The organism is Streptomyces vinaceus (assembly GCF_008704935.1).
In the GTDB taxonomy this organism is placed as follows: Bacteria; Actinomycetota; Actinomycetes; order Streptomycetales; family Streptomycetaceae; genus Streptomyces; species Streptomyces vinaceus.
In genome coordinates, this window is the sequence record NZ_CP023692.1 from 3,909,807 (window position 1) to 3,930,807 (window position 21,001).

General features: G+C 73.0%; 19 protein-coding genes, 1 tRNA gene and 1 other RNA gene. 12 read left to right on the forward strand and 9 right to left on the reverse strand.

Annotation, left to right across the window (positions count from 1 at the left end; genetic code table 11):
• Positions 1–80 precede the first annotated feature (80 nt).
• Positions 81–380 carry a type II toxin-antitoxin system VapB family antitoxin gene (locus tag CP980_RS17570; protein ID WP_030160221.1) on the reverse strand — a complete coding sequence of 100 codons (300 nt, stop codon included), beginning with the start codon at positions 378–380 and terminating at the stop codon, positions 81–83.
• A gap of 88 nt (positions 381–468) precedes the next feature.
• Between CP980_RS17570 and CP980_RS17575 the strand changes: the two genes are divergently transcribed.
• Positions 469–2,049, forward strand: a complete 1,581-nt coding sequence (locus CP980_RS17575; protein ID WP_150528574.1) for a helicase HerA-like domain-containing protein — start codon at positions 469–471, stop codon at positions 2,047–2,049.
• A gap of 102 nt (positions 2,050–2,151) precedes the next feature.
• Positions 2,152–3,087, forward strand: a complete 936-nt coding sequence (gene opcA / locus CP980_RS17580) for a glucose-6-phosphate dehydrogenase assembly protein OpcA (protein ID WP_150528575.1) — start codon at positions 2,152–2,154, stop codon at positions 3,085–3,087.
• Between the two features lie 17 nt (positions 3,088–3,104).
• On the opposite strand, the gene CP980_RS17585 is transcribed toward opcA, so the two are convergent.
• On the reverse strand, positions 3,105–3,713 hold the full coding sequence (locus CP980_RS17585) for an HhH-GPD-type base excision DNA repair protein (protein ID WP_132761412.1): 609 nt from the start codon (positions 3,711–3,713) through the stop codon (positions 3,105–3,107).
• A 105-nt stretch (positions 3,714–3,818) separates the two neighbouring features.
• On the opposite strand from CP980_RS17585, the gene CP980_RS17590 reads away from it, so the two are divergent.
• From CP980_RS17590 to CP980_RS17600, 3 genes are all read left to right on the forward strand, one after another.
• Positions 3,819–4,637 (forward strand): VOC family protein, encoded by an 819-nt coding sequence (locus tag CP980_RS17590; RefSeq protein ID WP_132761413.1) that lies wholly within the window; start codon positions 3,819–3,821, stop codon positions 4,635–4,637.
• A gap of 598 nt (positions 4,638–5,235) precedes the next feature.
• The gene (locus CP980_RS17595) at positions 5,236–5,427 is read left to right on the forward strand and encodes a DUF1059 domain-containing protein (RefSeq protein WP_132761414.1); all 192 of its coding nucleotides are present in this window, start codon (positions 5,236–5,238) and stop codon (positions 5,425–5,427) included.
• A gap of 144 nt (positions 5,428–5,571) precedes the next feature.
• Positions 5,572–5,991 carry a TOBE domain-containing protein gene (locus CP980_RS17600; protein WP_099890926.1) on the forward strand — a complete coding sequence of 140 codons (420 nt, stop codon included), beginning with the start codon at positions 5,572–5,574 and terminating at the stop codon, positions 5,989–5,991.
• A gap of 24 nt (positions 5,992–6,015) precedes the next feature.
• Here CP980_RS17600 and CP980_RS17605 read toward each other — a convergent pair whose 3' ends face one another.
• The 3 genes from CP980_RS17605 to CP980_RS17615 all read right to left on the reverse strand — a co-directional run bounded on the left by CP980_RS17605 (position 6,016) and on the right by CP980_RS17615 (position 10,177).
• Entirely contained in the window at positions 6,016–6,462 is a 447-nt protein-coding gene (locus CP980_RS17605; protein WP_229907423.1) for a molybdopterin-dependent oxidoreductase, read from the reverse strand.
• Between the two features lie 80 nt (positions 6,463–6,542).
• Entirely contained in the window at positions 6,543–9,344 is a 2,802-nt protein-coding gene (locus CP980_RS17610; protein ID WP_150528576.1) for a molybdopterin-dependent oxidoreductase, read from the reverse strand.
• Positions 9,341–10,177, reverse strand: a complete 837-nt coding sequence (locus CP980_RS17615) for an FAD binding domain-containing protein (protein ID WP_150528577.1) — start codon at positions 10,175–10,177, stop codon at positions 9,341–9,343. Before CP980_RS17615 ends, CP980_RS17610 begins: the two co-directional genes overlap by 4 nt.
• Positions 10,178–10,431: 254 nt before the next feature.
• Between CP980_RS17615 and CP980_RS17620 the strand changes: the two genes are divergently transcribed.
• Entirely contained in the window at positions 10,432–11,892 is a 1,461-nt protein-coding gene (locus tag CP980_RS17620) for a PucR family transcriptional regulator (protein WP_150528578.1), read from the forward strand.
• A 7-nt stretch (positions 11,893–11,899) separates the two neighbouring features.
• On the opposite strand, the gene CP980_RS17625 is transcribed toward CP980_RS17620, so the two are convergent.
• Positions 11,900–12,304 carry a TOBE domain-containing protein gene (locus CP980_RS17625; protein ID WP_132761420.1) on the reverse strand — a complete coding sequence of 135 codons (405 nt, stop codon included), beginning with the start codon at positions 12,302–12,304 and terminating at the stop codon, positions 11,900–11,902.
• Positions 12,305–12,388: 84 nt separating this feature from the next.
• Positions 12,389–12,955, reverse strand: coding sequence for a threonine/serine exporter family protein (locus tag CP980_RS17630; RefSeq protein ID WP_150528579.1), 567 nt, complete (start codon positions 12,953–12,955; stop codon positions 12,389–12,391).
• A gap of 97 nt (positions 12,956–13,052) precedes the next feature.
• On the opposite strand from CP980_RS17630, the gene CP980_RS17635 reads away from it, so the two are divergent.
• A complete protein-coding gene (locus CP980_RS17635; protein ID WP_132761422.1) occupies positions 13,053–13,565 on the forward strand; it encodes a PadR family transcriptional regulator in 513 nt (170 codons plus the stop codon).
• On the opposite strand, the gene CP980_RS17640 is transcribed toward CP980_RS17635, so the two are convergent.
• A complete protein-coding gene (locus CP980_RS17640) occupies positions 13,562–14,551 on the reverse strand; it encodes a sigma-70 family RNA polymerase sigma factor (RefSeq protein ID WP_150528580.1) in 990 nt (329 codons plus the stop codon). The two genes, CP980_RS17635 and CP980_RS17640, sit on opposite strands and share 4 nt — an antisense overlap.
• Positions 14,552–14,668: 117 nt before the next feature.
• Between CP980_RS17640 and CP980_RS17645 the strand changes: the two genes are divergently transcribed.
• Positions 14,669–15,085 carry a hypothetical protein gene (locus CP980_RS17645; protein WP_132761424.1) on the forward strand — a complete coding sequence of 139 codons (417 nt, stop codon included), beginning with the start codon at positions 14,669–14,671 and terminating at the stop codon, positions 15,083–15,085.
• A 5-nt stretch (positions 15,086–15,090) separates the two neighbouring features.
• Here the strand turns inward: CP980_RS17645 and CP980_RS17650 are convergent.
• A tRNA-Ser gene (locus CP980_RS17650) sits at positions 15,091–15,178 on the reverse strand.
• A 142-nt stretch (positions 15,179–15,320) separates the two neighbouring features.
• Between CP980_RS17650 and ffs the strand changes: the two genes are divergently transcribed.
• The 4 genes from ffs to CP980_RS17670 all read left to right on the forward strand — a co-directional run bounded on the left by ffs (position 15,321) and on the right by CP980_RS17670 (position 20,993).
• An RNA gene (gene ffs / locus CP980_RS17655) (signal recognition particle sRNA small type) lies at positions 15,321–15,419 on the forward strand.
• An 88-nt stretch (positions 15,420–15,507) separates the two neighbouring features.
• Positions 15,508–17,766, forward strand: a complete 2,259-nt coding sequence (locus tag CP980_RS17660; protein ID WP_150528581.1) for a DNA polymerase III subunit gamma and tau — start codon at positions 15,508–15,510, stop codon at positions 17,764–17,766.
• A 60-nt stretch (positions 17,767–17,826) separates the two neighbouring features.
• A complete protein-coding gene (purD, locus tag CP980_RS17665; RefSeq protein WP_132761426.1) occupies positions 17,827–19,080 on the forward strand; it encodes a phosphoribosylamine--glycine ligase in 1,254 nt (417 codons plus the stop codon).
• 299 nt (positions 19,081–19,379) lie between these two features.
• A complete protein-coding gene (locus CP980_RS17670) occupies positions 19,380–20,993 on the forward strand; it encodes a M48 family metalloprotease (RefSeq protein ID WP_150528582.1) in 1,614 nt (537 codons plus the stop codon).
• Positions 20,994–21,001: the final 8 nt, after the last annotated feature.

The window sequence follows — 21,001 nt, forward strand, 5'->3', positions numbered from 1 at the left end:
GGCGCAATTCTCCCGAACCGGAAACCCAAGGGGCGCCCGGGCAGGAGCGTTTCCGGGACTCGCCTACGGCGTGTTCCGGCTCAGTAGTCCATTTCGAGTACGCGGGCGTGCAGAACCTGGCGCTGCTGCAGGGCCGCGCGCACGGCGCGGTGCAGTCCGTCCTCCAGGTACAGGTCGCCCTGCCACTTCACGACGTGGGCGAAGAGGTCCCCGTAGAACGTCGAGTCCTCCGCGAGCAGCGTCTCCAGGTCCAGCTGCCCCTTGGTCGTCACCAACTGGTCGAGCCGGACCGGGCGCGGGGCGACATCCGCCCACTGCCGGGTGGTTTCCCTGCCGTGGTCGGGGTACGGCCGCCCGTTTCCGATGCGCTTGAAGATCACACGGAAAGCCTACCGGGCCGGTGCCTGCGGGCGCAGCCTTGCCAAGCCGGTGCAAAAGTGGCACGCAGGGCTATTTCGGGAGTGATGTATGAGCGAGAGCACCGACCCCGCGTCCCCGGCCGACCAGATCGCCGCCGGGTACGCCTTCACCGGACCCGCGCTCGAACTGGGTGCCCTGCTCTGGGACGGAGCCTGCCTGCCGGACTGCCAGATCCGCATCCCGCTGTCGATGCTCAACCGCCACGGCCTGGTTGCGGGCGCCACCGGCACCGGCAAGACGAAGACGCTCCAGCTCATCGCCGAGCAGCTCTCGGCGGGCGGGGTTCCGGTGTTCCTCGCCGACATCAAGGGGGACGTCTCCGGGATTTCGGCGCCGGGCACGCCCAACGAGAAGACCGCGCAGCGGGCGGCGGAAGTCGGCCAGCAGTGGGAGGCCACCGGATTCCCGAGCGAGTTCTATTCGCTGGGCGGGATCGGAGCGGGCATTCCCGTACGGGCCACCGTGACGAGCTTCGGTCCGGTGCTGATGTCCAAGGTGCTCCAGCTCAACCAGACCCAGGAGCAGTCGCTCGGCCTGATCTTCCATTACGCCGACGCCAAGGGACTGGAGCTGATCGACCTCAAGGACCTGCGGGCGGTCGTCGCCTTCCTCGTCTCCGACCAGGGGAAGGCCGAGCTCAAGGGCATCGGCGGGCTGTCCACGGTGACGGCCGGGGTGATCCTGCGGGCCCTGACCGCGTTCGAACAGCAGGGCGCCTCGGAGTTCTTCGGCGAGCCGGAGTTCGATACCGGCGAATTCCTGCGGACCGCCGCCGACGGGCGCGGGCTGGTCTCCGTACTGGAACTCCCGGCGGTCCAGGACAAACCGCAGCTCTTCTCCACCTTCCTGATGTGGCTGCTGGCCGACCTCTACGGTGACCTGCCGGAAGTCGGAGACCTGGAGCGGCCGAAGCTCGTCTTCTTCTTCGACGAGGCCCACCTGCTGTTCAACGGCGCGTCGAAGGCCTTCCTGGAGTCCATCACCCAGACCGTGCGGCTGATCCGCTCCAAGGGCATCGGCGTCTTCTTCGTGACGCAGACCCCCAAGGACGTGCCGGCGGACGTGCTGGCGCAGCTCGGCAACCGCGTGCAGCACGCGCTGCGCGCCTTCACCCCGGACGACGCGAAGGCGCTGAAGGCCACGGTGAGGACCTTCCCCAACTCCGCGTACGACCTGGAGGAGCTGCTGACCGGGCTCGGCACGGGCGAGGCGGTGATCACCGTACTCAGCGAGAAGGGCGCCCCGACCCCGGTCGCGGCGACCCGGCTGCGCGCCCCGCAGTCGCTGATGGGCCCGGTCGGGGCGGAGGCCATGGACGCGGCGGTGAAGTCCTCGCTCCTCCACTCGCGCTACGCGGAGCCGGTCGACCGCGAATCGGCGTACGAGAAGATCAGCGCCGAGCAGGCCGCGGCCGAGGCGGCGGCGGAGGCGGCCGCGGCGCAGGTGGAGGCGGAGAAGCAGGCCAAGGAGGCGGCGAAGGCGGCGCGCGGCGCGCCGAAGCCCGAGCCCTCGCTCGCCCAGCAGGTGGTGGGGAGCGGGCTGTTCCGCTCGCTGGCCAGGTCGGTCGGCACCCAGCTGGGGCGGGAGATCTCGCGGTCGCTCTTCGGGACGGCGAAGCGGCGCAGATGAGACGGGGCCGCGCGGCGGTGCGCGGCGTACGTGACGGATTCCGGCGGCCGGTTCCCTCGCCGGGGTGCCGCCGGGGGCTTCGGCGCTGACAGACTTCGGCCCATGCGGACCGAACTCACCGACACCACGTCCAGCAAGATCGACCGGGCCCTGCTCGACGCCCGCCGCGCCGTGGGCAGCCCCACGATGGGCCTGGTGCTGACGCTCGTCATAGCCACGGACGAGGAGAACGCGTACGACGCCGTCCGCGCGGCCTCGGAGGCCTCGCGCGAACACCCCTGCCGCATCATCGTCGTGATCAAGCGCACCTTCCGCGGCCCGCACAAGCTCCGCCAGACCCGGCTCGACGCGGAGCTGCGGGTCGGCTCCGACGCCGGGACCGGGGAGATCGTGCTGCTGCGCCTGCACGGGGCGCTGACCGAGCAGGCGGGCTCGGTGGTCCTCCCGCTGCTGGTGCCGGACGCGCCGGTGGTGGTGTGGTGGCCGGCCGACGCCCCCGCCGACCCCGCGCGGGATCCGCTGGGCGCGCTCGCCCAGCGCCGGATCACGGACGCGGAGGCCGTCGCCGACCCGGTGGCGGTACTGGACCGGCGGGCCGCCGCGTACGCCCCCGGGGACACCGACCTCGCCTGGACCCGGCTGACGCCGTGGCGGGCGCTGCTGGCCGCGGCGATGGACCAGAAGCCACTGCCGGTGACGGGCGGTGCGGTGGAGAGCGAGGCCGACAACCCGAGCGCCGAACTGCTGGCCCGCTGGCTGGAGGACCGGCTCGGGGTGCCGGTGGAGCGGGTCGCCACGGACGGGCCCGTGATCACCCGGGTCCGGCTGGCGACCCGGGAGGGCGAGATCACGGTGGACCGCCCCGACGGAGCGCTGGCCACGCTGATCCTGCCGGGCGGTCCCGACCGCAAGGTGGCCCTGAAGATCCGCAGCACGGCGGAGCTGATCGCGGAGGAGCTGCGCCGCCTCGACGCGGACGAGGTGTACGCGTCGGCGCTGCGCGGGCGCCCGGCCGGGACGGCCGGAACCGCTCGCTAGGCCTTCCCCGACTCCCCCTACTCCTTCGTCTTCTCCGTCTTCTCCGCTTTGGCGGCCTTGGCGGCCGCCTTCATCTCCTGTTTGTGCGCCCGCACCTTCGCCAGGGACTCCGGCCCGGTGATGTCCGCCGCCGAGCGGTAGACGTTCGCCGGGCCGTAGCCGCCGGCCGCCTCGCGCCAGCCCTTGGGGCGTACGCCGAGCTGCTTGCCCAGCAGCGCCAGGAAGATCTGGGCCTTCTGCTCGCCGAACCCGGGCAGTTCCCTGAGCCGCTTCAGCAGCTCGTCCCCGGTCCGTACATCGCGCCAGAGGGCCTCGGCGTCGCCGTCGTAGTGCTCCACCAGGTACGCGCACAGCTGCTGCACCCGCTTCGCCATCGACCCCGGGTAGCGGTGCACGGCCGGCTTCTCGGAGAGCAGTGCGGCGAACGCCTCGGGGTCGCTGGCGGCGATGGCGTGGGCGTCCAGATCGTCGGCCCCCATCCGGCGGGCGATCGTGTACGGGCCCGAGAACGCCCACTCCATCGGCACCTGCTGGTCGAGCAGCATGCCGACGAGTGCGGCGAGCGGGCTGCGGCCGAGGAGTTCGTCGGCCTCCGGCTGCTGGGCCAGCCGCATCGTGATGTCCATGGACCCAGCCTCCCGCGCGGCCGCCTTCCCCGCGCGGTCGGCGCACCGCGGGCCTAGCGTGAGAACCGCGCAAAAGCGACGAAATGACACAGGAGTCGATCGATCATGGCTGAGTTCCCGGAAGGCGCTCCGTGCTGGGTGGACGCGATGTTCAAGGACGTGGAGGGCGCCAAGACCTTCTACTCCGACGTGCTGGGCTGGACGTTCGGCGAGTCGTCCAGCGAGTACGGCAACTACACGCAGGCGTACTCCGACGGCAAGGCGGTGGCGGCGGTCGTCCCGCCGATGCCGGGCGCCGATGCCCCGTCGCAGTGGTGCCTGTACTTCGCCTCGCCCGACGCGGCGGCCACGGCCGAGAAGATCAAGGCGGCCGGCGGGCAGCTGATGATGGAGCCGATGCAGGTCGGCGCCTTCGGCACGATGGCCATCGCCAAGGAACCGAGCGGCGCGGTCTTCGGCGTCTGGCAGCCGGGCGAGCACAGGGGCTTCGAGAAGCTCGGCGAGCCGGGCGCGTACGCCTGGGCGGAGGTCTTCACCCGTGACCCGGACAAGGCGGACGGGTTCCTCGCGCAGGTCTTCCCGTACGGGGTCCAGAGGATCGAGCCCGGCGACGACCCCGAGATGGCCGGGATGGACTTCAAGATCTTCAGCGTGGGGGGCAAGGAGAACCCGGTCCTCGGACGGATGAAGATGGGCGACGAGTTCCCGCCGGAGATCCCCCCGTACGTCCAGGTGTACTTCGCGGTCCCGGACTGCGACGAGGCCGTGGCCAAGGCCAAGAAGCACGGCGGCGCCCTCCACTTCGGCCCGATGGACAGCCCCTTCGGCCGCTTCGCGGCGGTGACGGACCAGCAGGGCGCGGCCTTCGCCGTGATCGACATGTCGAAGACGACGGGCGAGATGCCGAAGATGTCGGACGCGTAACCGCCGCCTCCGGGCCGGATGTGCGGGGCCGCCGACCGGGTGGCCCCGCCCTCACGCGTAGGCGGGCCGGCCGCGTGGAGGTGCAGCCTCGGCAGGTGCCGGGGGTGGGGCTGCGGAACTGTTGAACGCCGTACGTGGCGCGCGAGCTCGCGTTAGAGTGCTGGAAAGCCATCGGGAAGTTGGATCCTTCTCGTGGTCAGGCCCTCGTCGGGATTGCGAGTCCCGGCGGGGGCTGCCTTGTGTCTGGAGTTGTCGCGGCGAGCATATGCCAGGCAACCACCACTAAATCCAACCGAGTTGGGACCTTTCGCCCGTGTGAGTGAGTGCCGCGCCGGGTCGCGCCCGGGCGCGACCCGCCTGCGGGAGCGGCCCGCAAGAATGTCCGCGACTTCGTCTCGTTCCCGGCCCGGATCTCGTCGGGGCCGTCCTTGCTGGTCTTCCCGCCGTTTTTCGCGATCAGGCGCATCCGGCCGTCCCCTGGTGGTCCCCCGGCCCTGACCGTGCCCGGCGGCTCGGGCGCATCCTCCCCTTTCCCCCGGGCCCGGCTTTCGCCGCGTGGGCGAGCGGAGGATCGTGGGGAGTGGAAGGGAGGCGCGTCATGCGCAAGGTCATGGACTGCAGGGAGTACCCCAGCGAGATCGGGTGCACCCTGACCATCACGGGTGAGGAAGACGAGGTCATGGGGGCGGCCGTCCAGCACGCCGTCGCCGTGCACGGAGAAGAGGACACCGAGGAATTCCGCGACGCGCTGCGCGGCATGCTGAAGCCGGAGGTGCCCCAGGACGCCTGAAAACCGCAGAGGCGAGCCGCGCGGGTGGATCCGGCTGGCGGATGCGATGGGTCGAACGCGCGCCGGGGCCGGGGTGTTTACGGTCGATCTTGTGTGGTTCCCCCGGACCGCGCGAGGTCCCTACCGAAGAGGTCGAACAAGCCCATGAGCCTGAGCATCCGCAACCAGATCGCCGGTACCGTCACCGCCGTCACCACCGGCGAGGCCATGGCCACGGTCAAGGTCCGTCTGGAGGGCGGCCAGGACATCACCGCCGCCATCACCACCGACGCCGTCAAGGACCTCGGCATCGCCGAGGGCTCCGCGGTCAAGGCGCTCGTCAAGGCCACGGAGGTGGCGCTGGCCACAGGCGCCGTCGAGGGCATCAGCATCCGCAACCAGCTGGCCGGCACGGTCTCCGACGTGGCCACCGGTGGCGCCATGGCCTCGGTCAAGGTGGACGTGAACGGCGGCGGGCTGACCGCCGCCATCACCAAGGACGCGGTCGAGGCGCTCGGCCTGGCGGCCGGGTCCTCCGTCGTCGCGCTGATCAAGTCGACCGAGATCTCGCTCGCGACCGCCTGACCGCCTGATCGTCTGATCGCCTGGTCACAGGCCCAGGTTCGGTGGCGAGAGCGAGCCGAACCACACGTGCGTGACGGCGCTGACGTAGCGCGCCCCGCACCGGTCCGACGGGACCACCAGCTGCGCGCCCGCCTCGTCGAGGTCCTCCCCGTCGAGGCGGGTCGCCAGCAGTACCGGGCTGTTGCCGAAGTCCGCGTCGAGCTCGGCCCAGGACAGGACGGTGTGGTGCCCGTCCCCGCCGCTGACCGCCAGCAGGAAGCGGCTGCGGTCCTTGCGCCGGCGCGCGTCGAAGGACGGCCCGGCGTCGGAGACCACGTCGCGCAGCAGCGCGCCTTCGAAAACATGGTGCTGCGGGCCGTTCGTCGCGCAGTCGAAGGTGACCTCGGCCCGGTGCTGTATCCAGTCCCGCAGGTCCGCGACGCTCAGGGTCGCGGGGTGGTCCAGATCTCCGTGCAGCATGAGTTTGGCCATGGGGCGATTGTGCCCGGGGGCCGTCATTCCGGAACCTCATCTGCGAGGTTGATGGCCTGATGCAACCAGCAGATGTGGCGTCATCGTGTGTTCTGCCCTTGCAGGTCCTGCTCGCCGTGCAGCCTCTGGTTCACCTTCCGCCAGACGAGGTCGCGCGTCACCGGCGTCTCGGTGAACCGGACCCCGGTCGCGTCCCGCAGCGCGTTGGCGAACGCCGGGGCCACCGGGTTGAAGGGGCTCTCGCTCATCGACTTCGCGCCCAGCGGGCCGATCGCGTCCGAGGTCTCCATGAAGTGCACCTCCGTGCGCGGGACGTCCGCGTACTGCGGGAGCCGGTAGCGGCGGAACGCCGCCGTGGTCACCTCCCCGCGCTCGTCCACCCGTACGGTCTCGAACAGCGTCGCGCCCAGCGCCTGGGCCACGCCGCCCTCGACCTGGCCGCGGCACTGCATCGGGTTCATGACCTTGCCCGCGTCCGCCGCGTGGACGGACCGCAGGATCTTCATCTCCCCCGTGTCCGGGTCGACGGCGAGGCGGAACCACTGCGCGTTGAAGGCCACCGAGCGCGGTGAGCCGGTCCAGTGGCCGTCCGCGGCCATCTCCTCCAGCTTGCCCTTGTCGTACGCGGCCTCGTACAGCTCCTTGAGCGTGACGGTCCTGCCCGCGCAGTCGAAGGACTCGGCCGACAGCGTGCACAGGTGCCGGGCCACGCCCGTGTGCCGGGCCGCGAAGGTCAGCAGGCGCTCCGCGAGCGAGTTGGCCGCCAGCATCACCGCCTTGCCCGCCACCACCGTGCCCGCCGAGCCGAAGGCGCCGGTGTCGTGGCGGACCACGTCCGTATCGGACTGCCTGATGGTGATCCGGTCGACCGTGGTGTTGAGGGCGCCCGCGGTGATCTGCTTGTGGACGGTGGTCGTGCCGTTGCCGAACTCGGCAGTGCCCACCGCGATGTCGTACGTGCCGTCGCGCAGCAGCGAGACCCGGGCGTCGGCGAAGTGTCCGCCCGGCGGGCCGGTCGCGATCATCGCGACGGCCGATCCCGTACCGGTGAGCCAGCCCTCCGGGACGTCCTCGTGGCTGCGGTCCTCGGCGATGGCCCTGCGCACCACGTCCATGCACTGCTTCATCCCGTACGAGGCGATGAACAGGTCCTCCTCGTGGCCGATCGGGGTCACCATGGGGTCGCCGGCGCCGATGACGTTCTTCTCGCGCAGGACGAGCGGGTCCATGTCCAGCTTGCGCGCGAGTTCGTCCATCACCGATTCGAGGGCGAAGAGGACCTGGCCGAGGCCGTAGCCGCGGAAGGCGCCGGCCGGCACGCCGTTGGTGTAGACGGAGTACGCCTCCACCTCCTTGTTCGGCGCCTTGTAGACGGCGAAGGACTCGCCGACGCTGTGGAACATCACCGCCGGGCCGTGGTTGCCGTACGCGCCGGTGTTGGCGAGCACGCGGATGCGCAGCGCGGTGAGGGTGCCGTCGGCCTTGGCGCCGATCTTGATGGTGATCTTGAAGGGGTGGCGGGTGGTGGCACCGTAGAACTGCTCGGCCCGGGTGAATTCGAGTTTCACCGGCCGCCGCAGCTTCAGGGCGGCGAGGACCACGATGTCCTCGGTGAGCATCTCCTGCTTGCCGCCGAACCCGCCGCCCACGCGGCCCGCGACGACGCGGACCTCGTCCTCGTTCAGGTCGTAGAGCGCGCACAGCGCCCGCCGGGTCAGGAACGGGGCCTGGGTGGAGGAGCGGACGGTGATGCGCTCGCCGTCGCCCTCCTCCTTGGGTTCGAAGTACGCCACGCTGCCGTGGGTCTCCAGGCTGGCGTGCTGCACGCGCTGCGTCCGGAAGGTCTCCTCGTAGACGACGTCCGCCTCCGCGTACCCCTGCTCCATGTCGCCGATCGTGTGGTGGACCTCGCCGCACACGTTGTTCTCGGCGCGCAAGATCCCCGACTCGGGGCCCTTGGGGTGGAGGACGGGGGCGCCCGGGAGCATGGCCTCCTCCGGGTCGAGGACGTACGGGAGCTCCTCGTACGTGACCACCACGCGGCGGCAGCCCTCCTCGGCGGCCTGCTCGCTGTCGGCCACGACGGCCGCGACGCGCTGCCCGACGAAGCGGACCACGTCGTCCAGGACGCGGGTGTCCATCGGGTCCTCGGTCGGGTGCTCGTGCCGGGCGGACGAGTACAGGCGGTCGGGGGCGTCGTGGTGGGTGAGGACGGCGTGCACGCCCGGGACCTGGAGGGCCTCGCGGACGTCGATGTCGACGATGCGGGCGTGCGGGTGCGGGGAGCGCAGCAGCTTCATGTGGAGCAGCCCGGGCACCTCCACGTCGAAGGTGTAGCGGGCGGTGCCGGTGACGACGAGGGGACCGGCGGGGGCGCCGAGGGACCTGCCGACGGCCGCGCCCTGTTCCGGGGTTTCGGTGTGCTTCACCCCGCGTACGGCGTCCTCGATGGCGCGGTAGCCCGTACAGCGGCAGATGTTGTCCTTGAAGGCGCGCGGGAGGTCCTGGAGCTTGCCGTCGTCGTGGGCGGTGCCCTCCTCGGCCTGGAGGGCTGCGGTGGTCATCAGGAAGCCGGCCGTGCAGAAGCCGCACTGGAAGCCCTGGGCGTCGAGGAACTGCTGCTGGACCGGGTGGAGCTCGCCGCCGGGCTCGGCGAGGCCCTCGACCGTGGTCACGCGGCGGCCCTCGGCGCGGACGGCCGGGTAGAGGCAGCTGTGCACCGGCTGCCCGTCGACGTGCACGGTGCAGGCCCCGCAGTCGCCCTGGTCGCAGCCCTTCTTCACGCCGAACCAGCCGCGTTCGCGCAGGTAGGTGCGCAGGCACTGGCCGGCGCGGGGCTCGGTGTCGAAGCGCTCCTTGTTGATCTCGATCTCGTAGCTCATCGGGAAACCTCCTCCGGCGACGCCGGCGTCAGTTCGCGGCGGATCTCCTCGGCCAAGCGCAGGGCCATGTGGCGCCGCCAGTCGGGCAGTCCGTGGATGTCGTCGAACCACTCGTCCGGCCGGACGGCGGTGTCGATCGCCTCGCGCAGCTCGGCGGCGGTGGGCGGCAGCGCGAACCAGAAGCGGAAGGGGCGGGTGGTGGCGGCGCTGACCGTGAGGGCGAACGAGCCGTCCTGGGGGTCGCTCGTGCCGATGACGAGGGCGCCGGAGCGGCCCAGCCCGTAGAGGGAGGCCTGCTGGAAGGCCGTACGGCAGGTCAGCGAGCGGGCCGGGACGCGGACGGAGCGCAGCAGTTCGCCCTCGCGCAGGTCCTTGACCCCGGCTCCGCGGATGAAGTCGGTGACGGGCAGGCGGCGGGTGGCGCCGTCCTGGCCCTGGAGGAGGACGGTGGCGTCGAGGCCCGCGGCCAGGGAGATGACCGGGCCGGCCGGCAGGCCGTTGCAGAGGTTCCCGCCGACGGTGGCCATGTTCCAGATCTTGAAGCTGGCGAGGAAGGCCCGGCAGCACTGCTCGATCAGCGGCGCCGCGGTCGCCGGCAGGGACCGGCCGAACCGGGACAGCTCGGTGATGGTGCAGGTGGCGGCGATGTCGAGGTCGCCGTCGGGCTGCCAGGACAGGGGCGGCCAGCCCATGCGCGAGAGGTCGACCAGGCGGCGGATGTGCGGCTGGGGCTCGGAGAAGAGGTACGTGCCGCCGCCCAGCCACGCGTCGCCGGGACGCCAGGGTTCGCGGCGGCGTGCGTCGCGCACGTCGATCACGGTGTTGAGATCCAACGGGAGCCACCCACCTCTCCGGTCCGAGGACCGCGCGTTTCCGGACCGTGCGTTTCCAGTCAGTGAACCAACGGTGGCGGGGCCGGGACGACTGTGGCCGGGCACGGAAAGAGACGGTCCTCCGGGACTCCTCCCTGGATGATCAACCAAGAGGCAGATGGCACACTAGACCTTGCATTTACGATGGTGTTTCTCATATTCGCCTGGCGAATGTGGCCACCGTGGGCTGCCACCCACCCCAAGGAGTCCCCGCCATGCACGTCCTCGACCTGCTTCAGTCCGACAACCTCGGCCTCACCCTGCTCTGGGGCGAGGACGCCCTTCTCGGCCAAGAGGTCAGCGGGGTCACCGCCACCGACCTGGAGGACCCGCGCCGCTTCCTGGGCCCCGGCGAGCTCGTGCTCAGCGGCCTCGTGTGGTGGGCCGACGGCGACCTGGCGAAGGCGGACCGGTTCGTCTCCGCGCTCGCCGAGGCCGGGGCCACCGCCCTCCTGGCGGGCGAGGAGACCCACGGCCGGGTCCCCGACGAGCTGGTGGCCGCCTGCCGTGCCCACCGCGTGCCGCTCGTGGCCGTGCCCGCGCAGACCAGCTTCCGCGCGGTCACCGAGGCGGTCTACCTGCGCCAGTGGGGCGATCTGAGCCGCCGCCCGAACCGCCTCTTCGCGCTCCCCGAGAACGTACGCGCCGAACTCAGCCGCCTCCTCGAAGGCGGCGCGGGCCCCGCCGAGCTGCTGGACCGGGCCTGCGCCCACCTCGGCAAGGTCGCCTGCTACCTGCTCACCGCGAGCGGGCGCACCGTCGCACGTACCCCCTCGGCGCCCGCGATCCCGGCCCAGCGGGCGGGCGCGGGCGCGCTGCGCGAGGGGCTGTCGCTGCGCATCGAGGCCGAGAGCACCCCGTACGACGCCTGGCTGCTGCACGTGCCGGACGCGGACGCGGCGCCCCCGCGCGTGCTCCACGAGATCGCCGAGGTCTTCGCCCAGTACCGCGACGGCCGGGGCCGGCGGGCCGACGCGGTCCGCGCCGCCGGCCGGGAGCTGGCCGCACTGCTCGAAGCGGAGGAGACGGCCACGGATCCGGGGGCGCTGGAGGAGGCGCTGGCCGCGGCCGGCCTCCCGGCGGGCGGCCCGTACCGGGTGCTCGCGGCGACGGACGGCGACGCCCTGGCCGAGGCGCTGGCCCACCTGGAAGAAGTGCCGTACGCGGTGGGCCGCTCGGTCGCGGTGCTGTACGAGGGCCAGGACGCGGAAGTCGACGTCCCCGGCCTGCTCCGCCCGGTCTGGCCGCTGATCCGGGCCTGCGGGGCCCCGGAGGCCGACCTCCGGCTCGGCGCCGGTGCGCGGGCCGCGGGCGCCGAGGCGCTACGCGCGTCGATGCGTCAGGCCCGCTTCGCCCTGACGGCGACGGACGAGACGGCTCCGGTGCGCGGGGTGGAGCAACTGGACACCCTGTCGGCCCTGTTGTCGGGGGTTCCGCAGGAGGTCCGGTCGGTCTACGCGACGCGGACGCTGGGGGCGCTCGGGGACGGGATGCTGCGCGAGACGCTGGAGGTGTTCCTGGCCAACAACTGCTCCTGGACGCGCACGGCGGAGGCCCTGCACCTGCACGTCAACACGGTGCACTACCGGATCGAGCGGGTGGAGTCCCTGACGGGCCGTGACCTTTCGCGCCTGGACCACAAACTGGACCTCTACGCGGCGCTGCACTGCGGGTGACGCCCGCTCAGGGGAGGTCCACGTAGACCTCGGTGGACTTCACCCGGGCGATGACGCTCACCCCGACCTCGATCCCGAGCTCCTCGACCGACTCCCGGGTCACCACCGACACCACCCGGTGCGGGCCCGACTGGATCTCCACCTGGGCCGCCACGTCGTCGAGCCGTACCGCGGTGACGATCCCGACGAAGGAGTTCCGTACGGAGGTGGCCGTCCCGTTCCCCGCCGGAGGCTGCGGTCGCGGGTCGCCGGCCCGCGCCTTGGCGAAGGCGGCCAGCGTCGCCCCGTCGAAGGAGCGGGCCCCGTCGGCCGTGCGGCGCACGGGCAGCCGCCCGGCGTCGGCCCAGCGGCGGACGGTTTCGGCGCTCACGCCCAGCAGCCCCGCGGCCTGCCCGATGGAGTACGACGACACGCCCGCACCCTACCCCCGCCGGGGCGGGCGGCTCCCGACGGGCGGCGGCCCGGGGGCGGCGGTGGCCGCGGTGGCCGCGGTGGCTCAGCGCGCGACGGCGCCGGCCCCGGCCTTGGCCCGCGCGGCGGCGGCGTAGCGGACGGTGAAGAGCATCGGCACGACGAACCCGGCGGCCTGCACGAGCGTGGCGGACGCCGAGTGGCCGTGACCGGCGTGGGCGAGGGCCGCGAGCGCGCCGGCGGTGAGGGCGAAGGCGGCGGTCCACGCGCCGGTGATGACCGCGTTGACGCGGATGAAGGGCCGCAGGCCCCAGACCTCGCGGGGGGTGCTGCGCTTGGCGATGCCCAGGGTGAACGGCTTGCCCACGAGCAGCGAGACCCCGGCGACGAGGGCCAGCGTGGCCGAGGAGAGGGCCGCCGAGTAGTCGTGCACGCCCGAGTGCGGGTCGGCGAAGGCGATGGCCGTCAGGGCGGCGAAGAAGACCGCGGAGCCGATCTCGATGATCAGCGCGTCGAACCCGGCCCCGGCGAGGCGCTGCCGGACGGTCACCGCCACCGCCGCGACGAGCCCGGCGAGCGCGGCCCACTGCCACTGGCCGGAGGGGAGCACCGCGAAGACGATCCACGGAAGGAAGGTGCGTACGTACGACATCGGAGACCCCCGGCTGATGCTGACGTTCCTGTTCTGACATGTCGAAAGTAGATGTTCCACAAGTGACATGTCAAGGATGGAATGTAAGGTGAGGGCCATGAGCCTTCGACATGCCCTCCTCGGACTCCTGTCAGAGCGCCCGGCCAGCGGATACGACCTGCTCAAGCGCTTCGAAACCTCGCTGGCCACCGTCTGGCCCGCCACCCAGAGCCAGATGTACACAGAGCTCTCCAAGCTGGCCGACGCCGGGATGATCAGCGTTTCGGCGGAGGGCCCGCGCGGGCGCAAGGAGTACACCCTCACCGACGAGGGACTGGCCGAACTGCGCCACTGGCTGACCGCGACCAAGCCGCAGCGCAACACCCGCAGCGACGTCCTGCTGAGGGTCTTCTTCCTCGGCGTGCTGACGCCCGAGCAGGCGCGGGGCTACCTCACCGAGCTGACGGAGATGTCCGAGCAGGAGTACGAGGGCCTGCGGCAGCTGGAAGCGTCGATCGACTGGGGCGACGACCCCCTCTCGGTCCACGGCAGGATCGCCCTGGAGTACGGCCTCCGCTTCCACGCGATGCGCCGCGAGTGGGCCGAGTGGGCCGCCGCCCAGATCCGCTAGGACGCACCCTCACGGTTCCACGCACGGAGTTTCTGCGGATTGCGGACGGCCCAGATGTGCGTGACGCGGTCGGCGGCGAGGCCGAAGGCGGCTACGGTCACGGTGGTGCCGCAGTGCCGGGCCACCAGGCCCGGCGCTCCGTTCACCGTCTGCTCCAGGAGCGTCAGCCCGGGGGCCTTGGCGGCCATGTGGATCAGGTACTGGGCGATGCGCTCACCGCCCTCGACCGGGCGGAGCGCGGCGCCGACCAGTCCGCCGCCGTCGGCGACCATCGTGGCGTCGGGATCGAGGAGGCCGACGAGGGCCTTGATGTCCCTGGCCTCCCACGCCTCCTTGAAGTGCCGCACGAGGGCGGCCTGCCCGGCGGTCGTGGTTGCGGTCGTGGCCGTGCTCCTGCCCGTGCCCGTGCCCGTGCCCGTGCCCGTGCTCGGGCTCGGGCTCGGGCTCGCGGGAGGCTGTGCGGAGCGGACGCGGCGGCGGCCCGAGGCCGCCAGCTGCCGGCAGGCGGCCGGCGACCTGGCGATGATCCCGGCTATCTCGGCGAAGGGGTAACGGAAGACGTCGTGCAGGACGAACGCCACGCGTTCGGCCGGGGTCATCGACTCCAGCACGACGAGGAAGGCCATGTTCACCGACTCGTGCAGGGCGACCCGGTCGGCGGGGTCGGCCGGCCCGCCGGCCCAGTCCGTACGGTCGGGCAGCGGCTCGGGGATCCACGCGCCGACGTAGCGCTCGCGCCGGGCCCGCGCGGAGCCGAGCAGGTCCAGGCAGATGCGGGCGGCCACCGTGGTCAGCCAGGCGCCCGGCGTCTCGACGGCCTCGCGCTGCCGCGCGGACATCGCGTACCAGCGGGCGTAGGCCTCCTGTACGGCGTCCTCGGCGTCGGCCAGTGAACCGAGCAGCCGGTAGGCGACGGCGATCAGCCGGCGCCGCTCACCGAAGACCGGGTCCGGGTCCGGGCCGGGGTCTGGCTCGGAGGTGCTCACGGCAGCGACCGCCCCTCCCCTTTTTCTCGCGCGCGCCTCACATTTCGCGGGCCCACGTCGTCGGACTGCCGAGACAGTACCGAGCCACCGCCGCGAGGCGGGAAAGGGGACCCCACCATGACAGCCCGCACGACAGCGGACCGGCGCACCCGCACCTTCCTCCGGGTCTCGATCGCCCTGCAGACCCTGGCCGTCTTCTTCCAGGCGGCCACCGCCGGACTGCTGCTCTCCACGTCCTACGGCGAGACGCTGCACGGCGTCGGAGCGCGTGTGATGTACGGCGCATCGATGCTGTACCTGCTCGCCGCGATCCTGGCGTGGCGTCCGGGAGGCGGCAGCCCACGCCCGATCCTGTACGCGTCCGGCTTCCTGGCCCTCGCCTCGGTGCAGGTGGTGCTGGGCGTGGCGCACATACCGTCGTTCCATGTGCCCCTGGGCGTCCTGATGTTCGGCCTGAGCCTGCTCGCACTGGTCCGGGCAACGTCGAAGGGCCCCACCGCAAGCGGTGGGGCCCTTCGACAACGTGCCCGGTGAGGCACTGGCGGAGGATACGAGATTCGAACTCGTGAGGGGTTGCCCCCAACACGCTTTCCAAGCGTGCGCCCTAGGCCACTAGGCGAATCCTCCGCCGCAAACAATACAAGACGTTGAGGGGTGCTCGCGAACGTGATCGTTCGCGAGGCATCCCGGCGGCGACCTGGTCGGGTGCCGGCGAGGTCCGGGCCGGGGGCAGGGTCGATTCCGGGGCCTTTCATCCGCTAGGGTGGGGCCCAGCCCCTCACGTGGCGCTATCTCACCCAACTCCCCCAGGGCCGGAAGGCAGCAAGGGTAAGTGGGCTCTGGCGGGTGCGTGGGGGGCGCTTTGCGTTCCGGGGCGGCCTGCGGGGCCTGCGGCAACGGCCTGCGCGGCCGTCGGCGGGACGTCTTTGTCGGTGGGCCCGGATAACCTCGTAGACGTGTCGTCCCTTGCGCTGTACCGCCGCTATCGCCCCGAGTCGTTCGCCGAGGTCATCGGGCAGGAGCATGTCACTGTCCCCCTGATGCAGGCCCTGCGGAACAACCGGGTCAATCACGCGTACCTGTTCAGTGGGCCGCGAGGCTGTGGCAAGACCACCAGCGCGCGCATCCTGGCGCGGTGCCTGAACTGTGAGCAGGGTCCCACCCCCGAGCCCTGCGGCGAGTGCCAGTCCTGCCGGGACCTGGCGCGCAACGGGCCGGGCTCGATCGACGTCATCGAGATCGACGCCGCCTCGCACGGTGGTGTGGACGACGCCCGTGACCTGCGGGAGAAGGCCTTCTTCGGGCCCGCCTCCAGCCGCTACAAGATCTACATCATCGACGAGGCCCACATGGTCACCTCGGCGGGCTTCAACGCCCTGCTGAAGGTGGTCGAGGAGCCGCCGGAGCACCTCAAGTTCATCTTCGCGACGACCGAGCCCGAGAAGGTCATCGGGACCATCCGGTCGCGTACGCACCACTACCCGTTCCGGCTCGTGCCGCCGGGGACGCTGCGGGACTACCTGGGCGAGGTCTGCGGGCGCGAGGGGGCCAAGGTCGAGGACGGCGTGCTGCCGCTCGTGGTGCGGGCCGGCGCCGGATCCGTGCGTGACTCCATGTCCGTCATGGACCAGCTCCTCGCCGGCGCCGCCGAGGACGGTGTGACGTATGCCATGGCCACCTCTCTGCTCGGGTACACCGACGGCTCGCTGCTCGACTCCGTCGTCGACGCCTTCGCCGCCGGGGACGGGGCGGCCGCCTTCGAGGTCGTCGACCGGGTGGTCGAGGGCGGCAACGACCCGCGCCGGTTCGTGGCCGACCTGCTAGAGCGGCTGCGAGACCTGGTGATCCTGGCGGCCGTGCCCGATGCCGGGGAGAAGGGGCTCATCGACGCCCCCGCCGATGTCGTCGAGCGGATGCAGGCCCAGGCGTCGGTGTTCGGCGCCGCCGAGCTGAGCCGCGCCGCCGACCTGGTCAACACCGGGCTCACCGAGATGCGCGGAGCGACCTCGCCCCGGCTCCAGCTGGAGCTGATCTGCGCTCGGGTGCTGCTGCCCGCGGCCTTCGACGACGAGCGTTCCTTCCAGGCCCGGCTCGACCGGCTGGAGCGGGGCGGGTTCGCGGCCGCCGCTGCCGCTGCCGGCGCCGGTATGGCGGCCGCCCCGGCCGGGGCGCCCGCCATGGGGTACGTGCCCGGGCCCGAGGCCCACGGCATGGCTCCGGCCGGGCCCGGCGGGGCCGTCGCCGCGGCGCGGGCCGCCGCTGCCGCCGTACGGGCTCCCGAGCCGGCTCCCGCGGCCGCGCCGGCGCCCGCTCCGGCCCAGGCAGCCGCTCCGGCCCAGGCTCCGGCGCCGGCTCCCGCACCTGCTCCGGCTCCCGCGCAGGCTCCCGCCGCCGCGCCCGGGGCCTGGCCCGGCGCCGCGCAGCCCGGTGGCGGAGCCGCCCCCGGCGCCTGGCCCGGCGCCGCCGCCCCCGCGCCGACCGCACAGACCCCCGCAGCCGCCCCCGCCCCCACCGCCGGGGCCTGGCCGAGCGCCGCCGCGCCCGGATCGGGCCAGCCCGCCGCGGCCGCACCCACCCCGGCTCCGGCCGCCCCGGCCCCCGCTGCCGCTCCCGCCGCCGCGCCTTCGCCCGGCATGGCCGCCGGCGCCGGGCAGGTCCAGGCGATGTGGCCCGGCATCCTGGAGGCCGTCAAGAACCGCCGCCGGTTCACCTGGATCCTGCTCAGCCAGAACGCCCAGGTCACCGGCTTCGACGGGACCACCCTCCAGCTGGGATTCCCCAACCCCGGGGCCCGCGACAACTTCGCGAGCAGCGGCAGCGAGGACGTGCTCAAGGCGGTCTTGGCCGAGCAGTTCCAGGTCAACTGGAAGATCGACGCCGTGGTGGGCGCGGGCGGCGGCCAGCCTGCGGCCGGGTCGGCCCCGTCCTCGTACTCCGCCCCGGCCGCCCCCCCGCCGCCCGCCGCCCCCGCCCCGGACCGGCAGACGCCCCCCGCCCCGCAGCAGCAGCCGTACCAGCCGCCGCAGCCCCCGTCGTCCGGGCAGGGCGGTTCCGGCCAGCAGCCCCCCGTACGGCAGGCGCCCCCGCCGGTCGCACCCGAGGACGACGTACCGGAAGAGGACGATCCGGACCTCGTCGACAGCGCCCTGACCGGACACGACCTCATCGTGCGCGAGCTCGGAGCCACCGTCATAGAGGAATACACAAACGAGTAGGGCCGTCTCATTGGGTGGCCGCACGAAGGGCATCGCGCCAAGCGGGCTAGGCTGCATGGCGTGAAGGTCCTCGTCATCGGCGGCGGCGCCCGCGAACACGCCCTGTGCCGCTCTCTGTCCCTCGACCCCGACGTCAACGCGCTGTACTGCGCTCCCGGCAACGCCGGCATCGCCGAGGTGGCGGAGCTGCGCCCGGTCGACGCCCTCGACGGCGCGGCCGTGGCCCGCCTCGCCACCGAACTCGGCGCCGACCTGGTCGTCGTCGGTCCGGAGGCGCCCCTGGTCGCCGGCGTCTCCGACGCCGTCCGTGCCGCCGGCATCCCCGTCTTCGGCCCGTCCGCCCAGGCGGCGCAGCTGGAGGGCTCCAAGGCGTTCGCCAAGGACGTGATGGCCGCGGCCGACGTCCCGACCGCCCGCAGCTACGTGTGCACCACCCCGGAAGAGGTGGACACGGCCCTCGACGCCTTCGGCGCCCCGTACGTCGTCAAGGACGACGGCCTCGCCGCCGGCAAGGGCGTCGTGGTCACGGAGGACCGGGCCGCCGCCCGCGCGCACGCGCTCGGCTGCGACCGCGTCGTCATCGAGGAGTACCTCGACGGCCCCGAGGTCTCCCTCTTCGCCATCACCGACGGCGTCACCGTGATCCCCCTCCAGCCCGCGCAGGACTTCAAGCGCGCGCTCGACGGGGACGAGGGCCCCAACACCGGAGGCATGGGCGCGTACTCGCCCCTGCCCTGGGCCGACCCGAAGCTCGTCGACGAGGTCATGGAGAGCGTCCTCCAGCCGACCGTGGACGAACTGCGCCACCGCGGCACCCCGTTCTCCGGGCTGCTGTACGCCGGCCTCGCGATCACCTCGCGCGGAGTGCGCGTCATCGAGTTCAACGCCCGCTTCGGCGACCCCGAGACCCAGGTGGTCCTGGCCCGGCTGCGGACCCCGCTCGCGGGCGTGCTGCTGAACGCCGCCAACGGCACCCTGGACACCCAGCCGCCGCTGCGCTGGAGCGCGGACGCGGCCGTCACCGTGGTCATCGCCTCCCACAACTACCCGGAGACCCCGCGCACCGGGGACCCGATCGAGGGCCTGGCCGAGGTGGCCGCCGAGGACGGGCCGGACGCGTACGTCCTGCACGCCGGGACCCGGCGCGAGGGCGCGGCGGTCGTCAGCGCCGGCGGCCGCGTGCTCTCGGTGACGGCGACCGGTTCCGATCTGGCACAGGCCCGTGAGAAGGCGTATAAGGCCGTCGCCCGGATCCGGCTGGACGGCTCGCAGCACCGTACGGACATCGCCGCCAAGGCGGCCGAAGGCCGCTGAGCAGGCCGAGCGGCACGGCGAGCGGCCCGCGGGCCCGGTACGCATCCAGGTGCGCACCGGGCCCGCGCGCGTGTCCGCGTGCGAGTGCATCCGGCCGCGTTCGAACGCAGCCACCTTTACCCAAAGCCATTCCATCGGGTGATGGTCACCCGGTCCGGCTGACTGCCGCTCGCTCCCCAACTAGGGTGCGATGCCAAGCATTCCGGCACTTGGCCCACCGGCATTGCGATGTCAGTGGCGGGTGTCACAGTGGGGGAGTGAGCAAAACCGCCGCAGGGCAGAGGGGGTGAGGTCCGGCCGTGTCCGGAACGGGTTCGATCGTGGAAGGGGGCGCGCCGTCCGCGCGCTCCCGGGCCCTGGCCGTGCTGCGGGTGCGCAGCCGGGCGCTGGCCCTCGGGGTGCTGCCCGCCGCCCTCGCGGTGGTGCTGGTGAGCGCCCGGATGACGGGCCGACTGGCCGGTGACCCCTGGCCCACGGTGACGCTCGTCGTGTGCGTCGTCGCCGTCCTGGTGCTGCTCGTCGGCGGGGTGTTCGCCGCGGTGGTGCTGCGGGCGAGCCCGGCCGTGACGCCGACGGTGCCGCTGCCGGAGTCCGCCGCGCCCGACCTGTACCGGCTGGTGCGGGACCTGGCCGAGCGGATGGACGTGCCGGCGCCCTCGGCGATAGCCCTGACGCCGGACTGCGACAGCTGGCTGGAGGACCGTACGCATGCGGCCCACCGGCGCGCCGGCATATCGGGCGGGCGCGGGGCGGAGCCGGGCGCGGCCCCGGTGCTGGTGATCGGCTCGCCGTTCCTGTGGTGGATGCGGGTCGCCGAGCTGCGGGCGGTCCTGGCGCCGGTCGTCGCCGGTACGGGCCCCTCCGCGCATCCGGACATAGCCGACGCGCGGGGCTTCGTACGCGGGCTCGACGCCGCGGTGGACGTGGGCAGCCGGCCCGGCCTCGGCTGGATCGGGCGCCCGGCCAGGCTGCTGCTGAGGCTGTGCCAGGCGGACGCCGCCGAGATGGAGCGCGGGGTCGCGGCCGCCGCCTCGGACCGTGCCCAGGGGGTGGACTACGGGCTGCGCATCGTCGCCCAGGAGCAGGTCGGCCTCGCCTACGCGGGCTGGGACCGGCTGCTGACCCGGGTCGCGCTGCCCGCGTGGCGGATGGGCCGCTGGCCGGCGCATCTCGACGCCGGGGTGGTCTCCGCCCTGACCGAGCTGTCCCGGCGGGACCGGCTCGCCGAGAACTTCACCTCCCGGCTCGGGGAGCGGCCCGCGTGCGACCTCCTGGAGCGGCCCGGGGTGATCGACGAGGCGGCTTCGCTGCTCGCCGCCCGGCTCTTCCACGGCGGCCCCGCCGAGGCCGGACCGGACTGGTCGCCGGTGGACTGGGCGGCGTATCCGGAGGAGGTCGTGGACCGCAAATGGCGTGCGGAGGCGACCCGGCTCCACGAGGCGCTGGACGCCCTCGCCGTCCCGGCCGGCCCGGGTCCCACGCTGGACCGGGTGCTGGGCTATCTCACGGACGCCGCCGGGGAGTGCGCGGCCGGCGAGGCGCTGGCCGGCCGGCTCAGCGGAGACCTGGCCCGGGAGGAGCGTTCCGCGGGCGCGGGCGGGACCGGCGCGGGCGCCGCCGTGGCGCGCGGGGCGGACGCGGTGCCGCTGTTCCCGCTCCAGCCGCCCCGCAGCGGGCGGGACCTGCTCGCCGACCACGTGACGGCGATGGTCTGCGCGGCCGCCGTCGACTCGGCCGATGCCGCGCCGGGGCTGGACTGGCTCGACGGCCCGGTCCTCCTGGTCGCCGGCGAACGGCGCGCGGACCTCGCCCCCCGGGTGCTGAGCCTGGTGGAGGACGGGGATCCCGAGCCCCTGCGCGACTGGCTCGCCGAGCTCGGCGTACGCCCGGAGAAGCCGGTCCGCCTGGTCTGAGCGCCCCC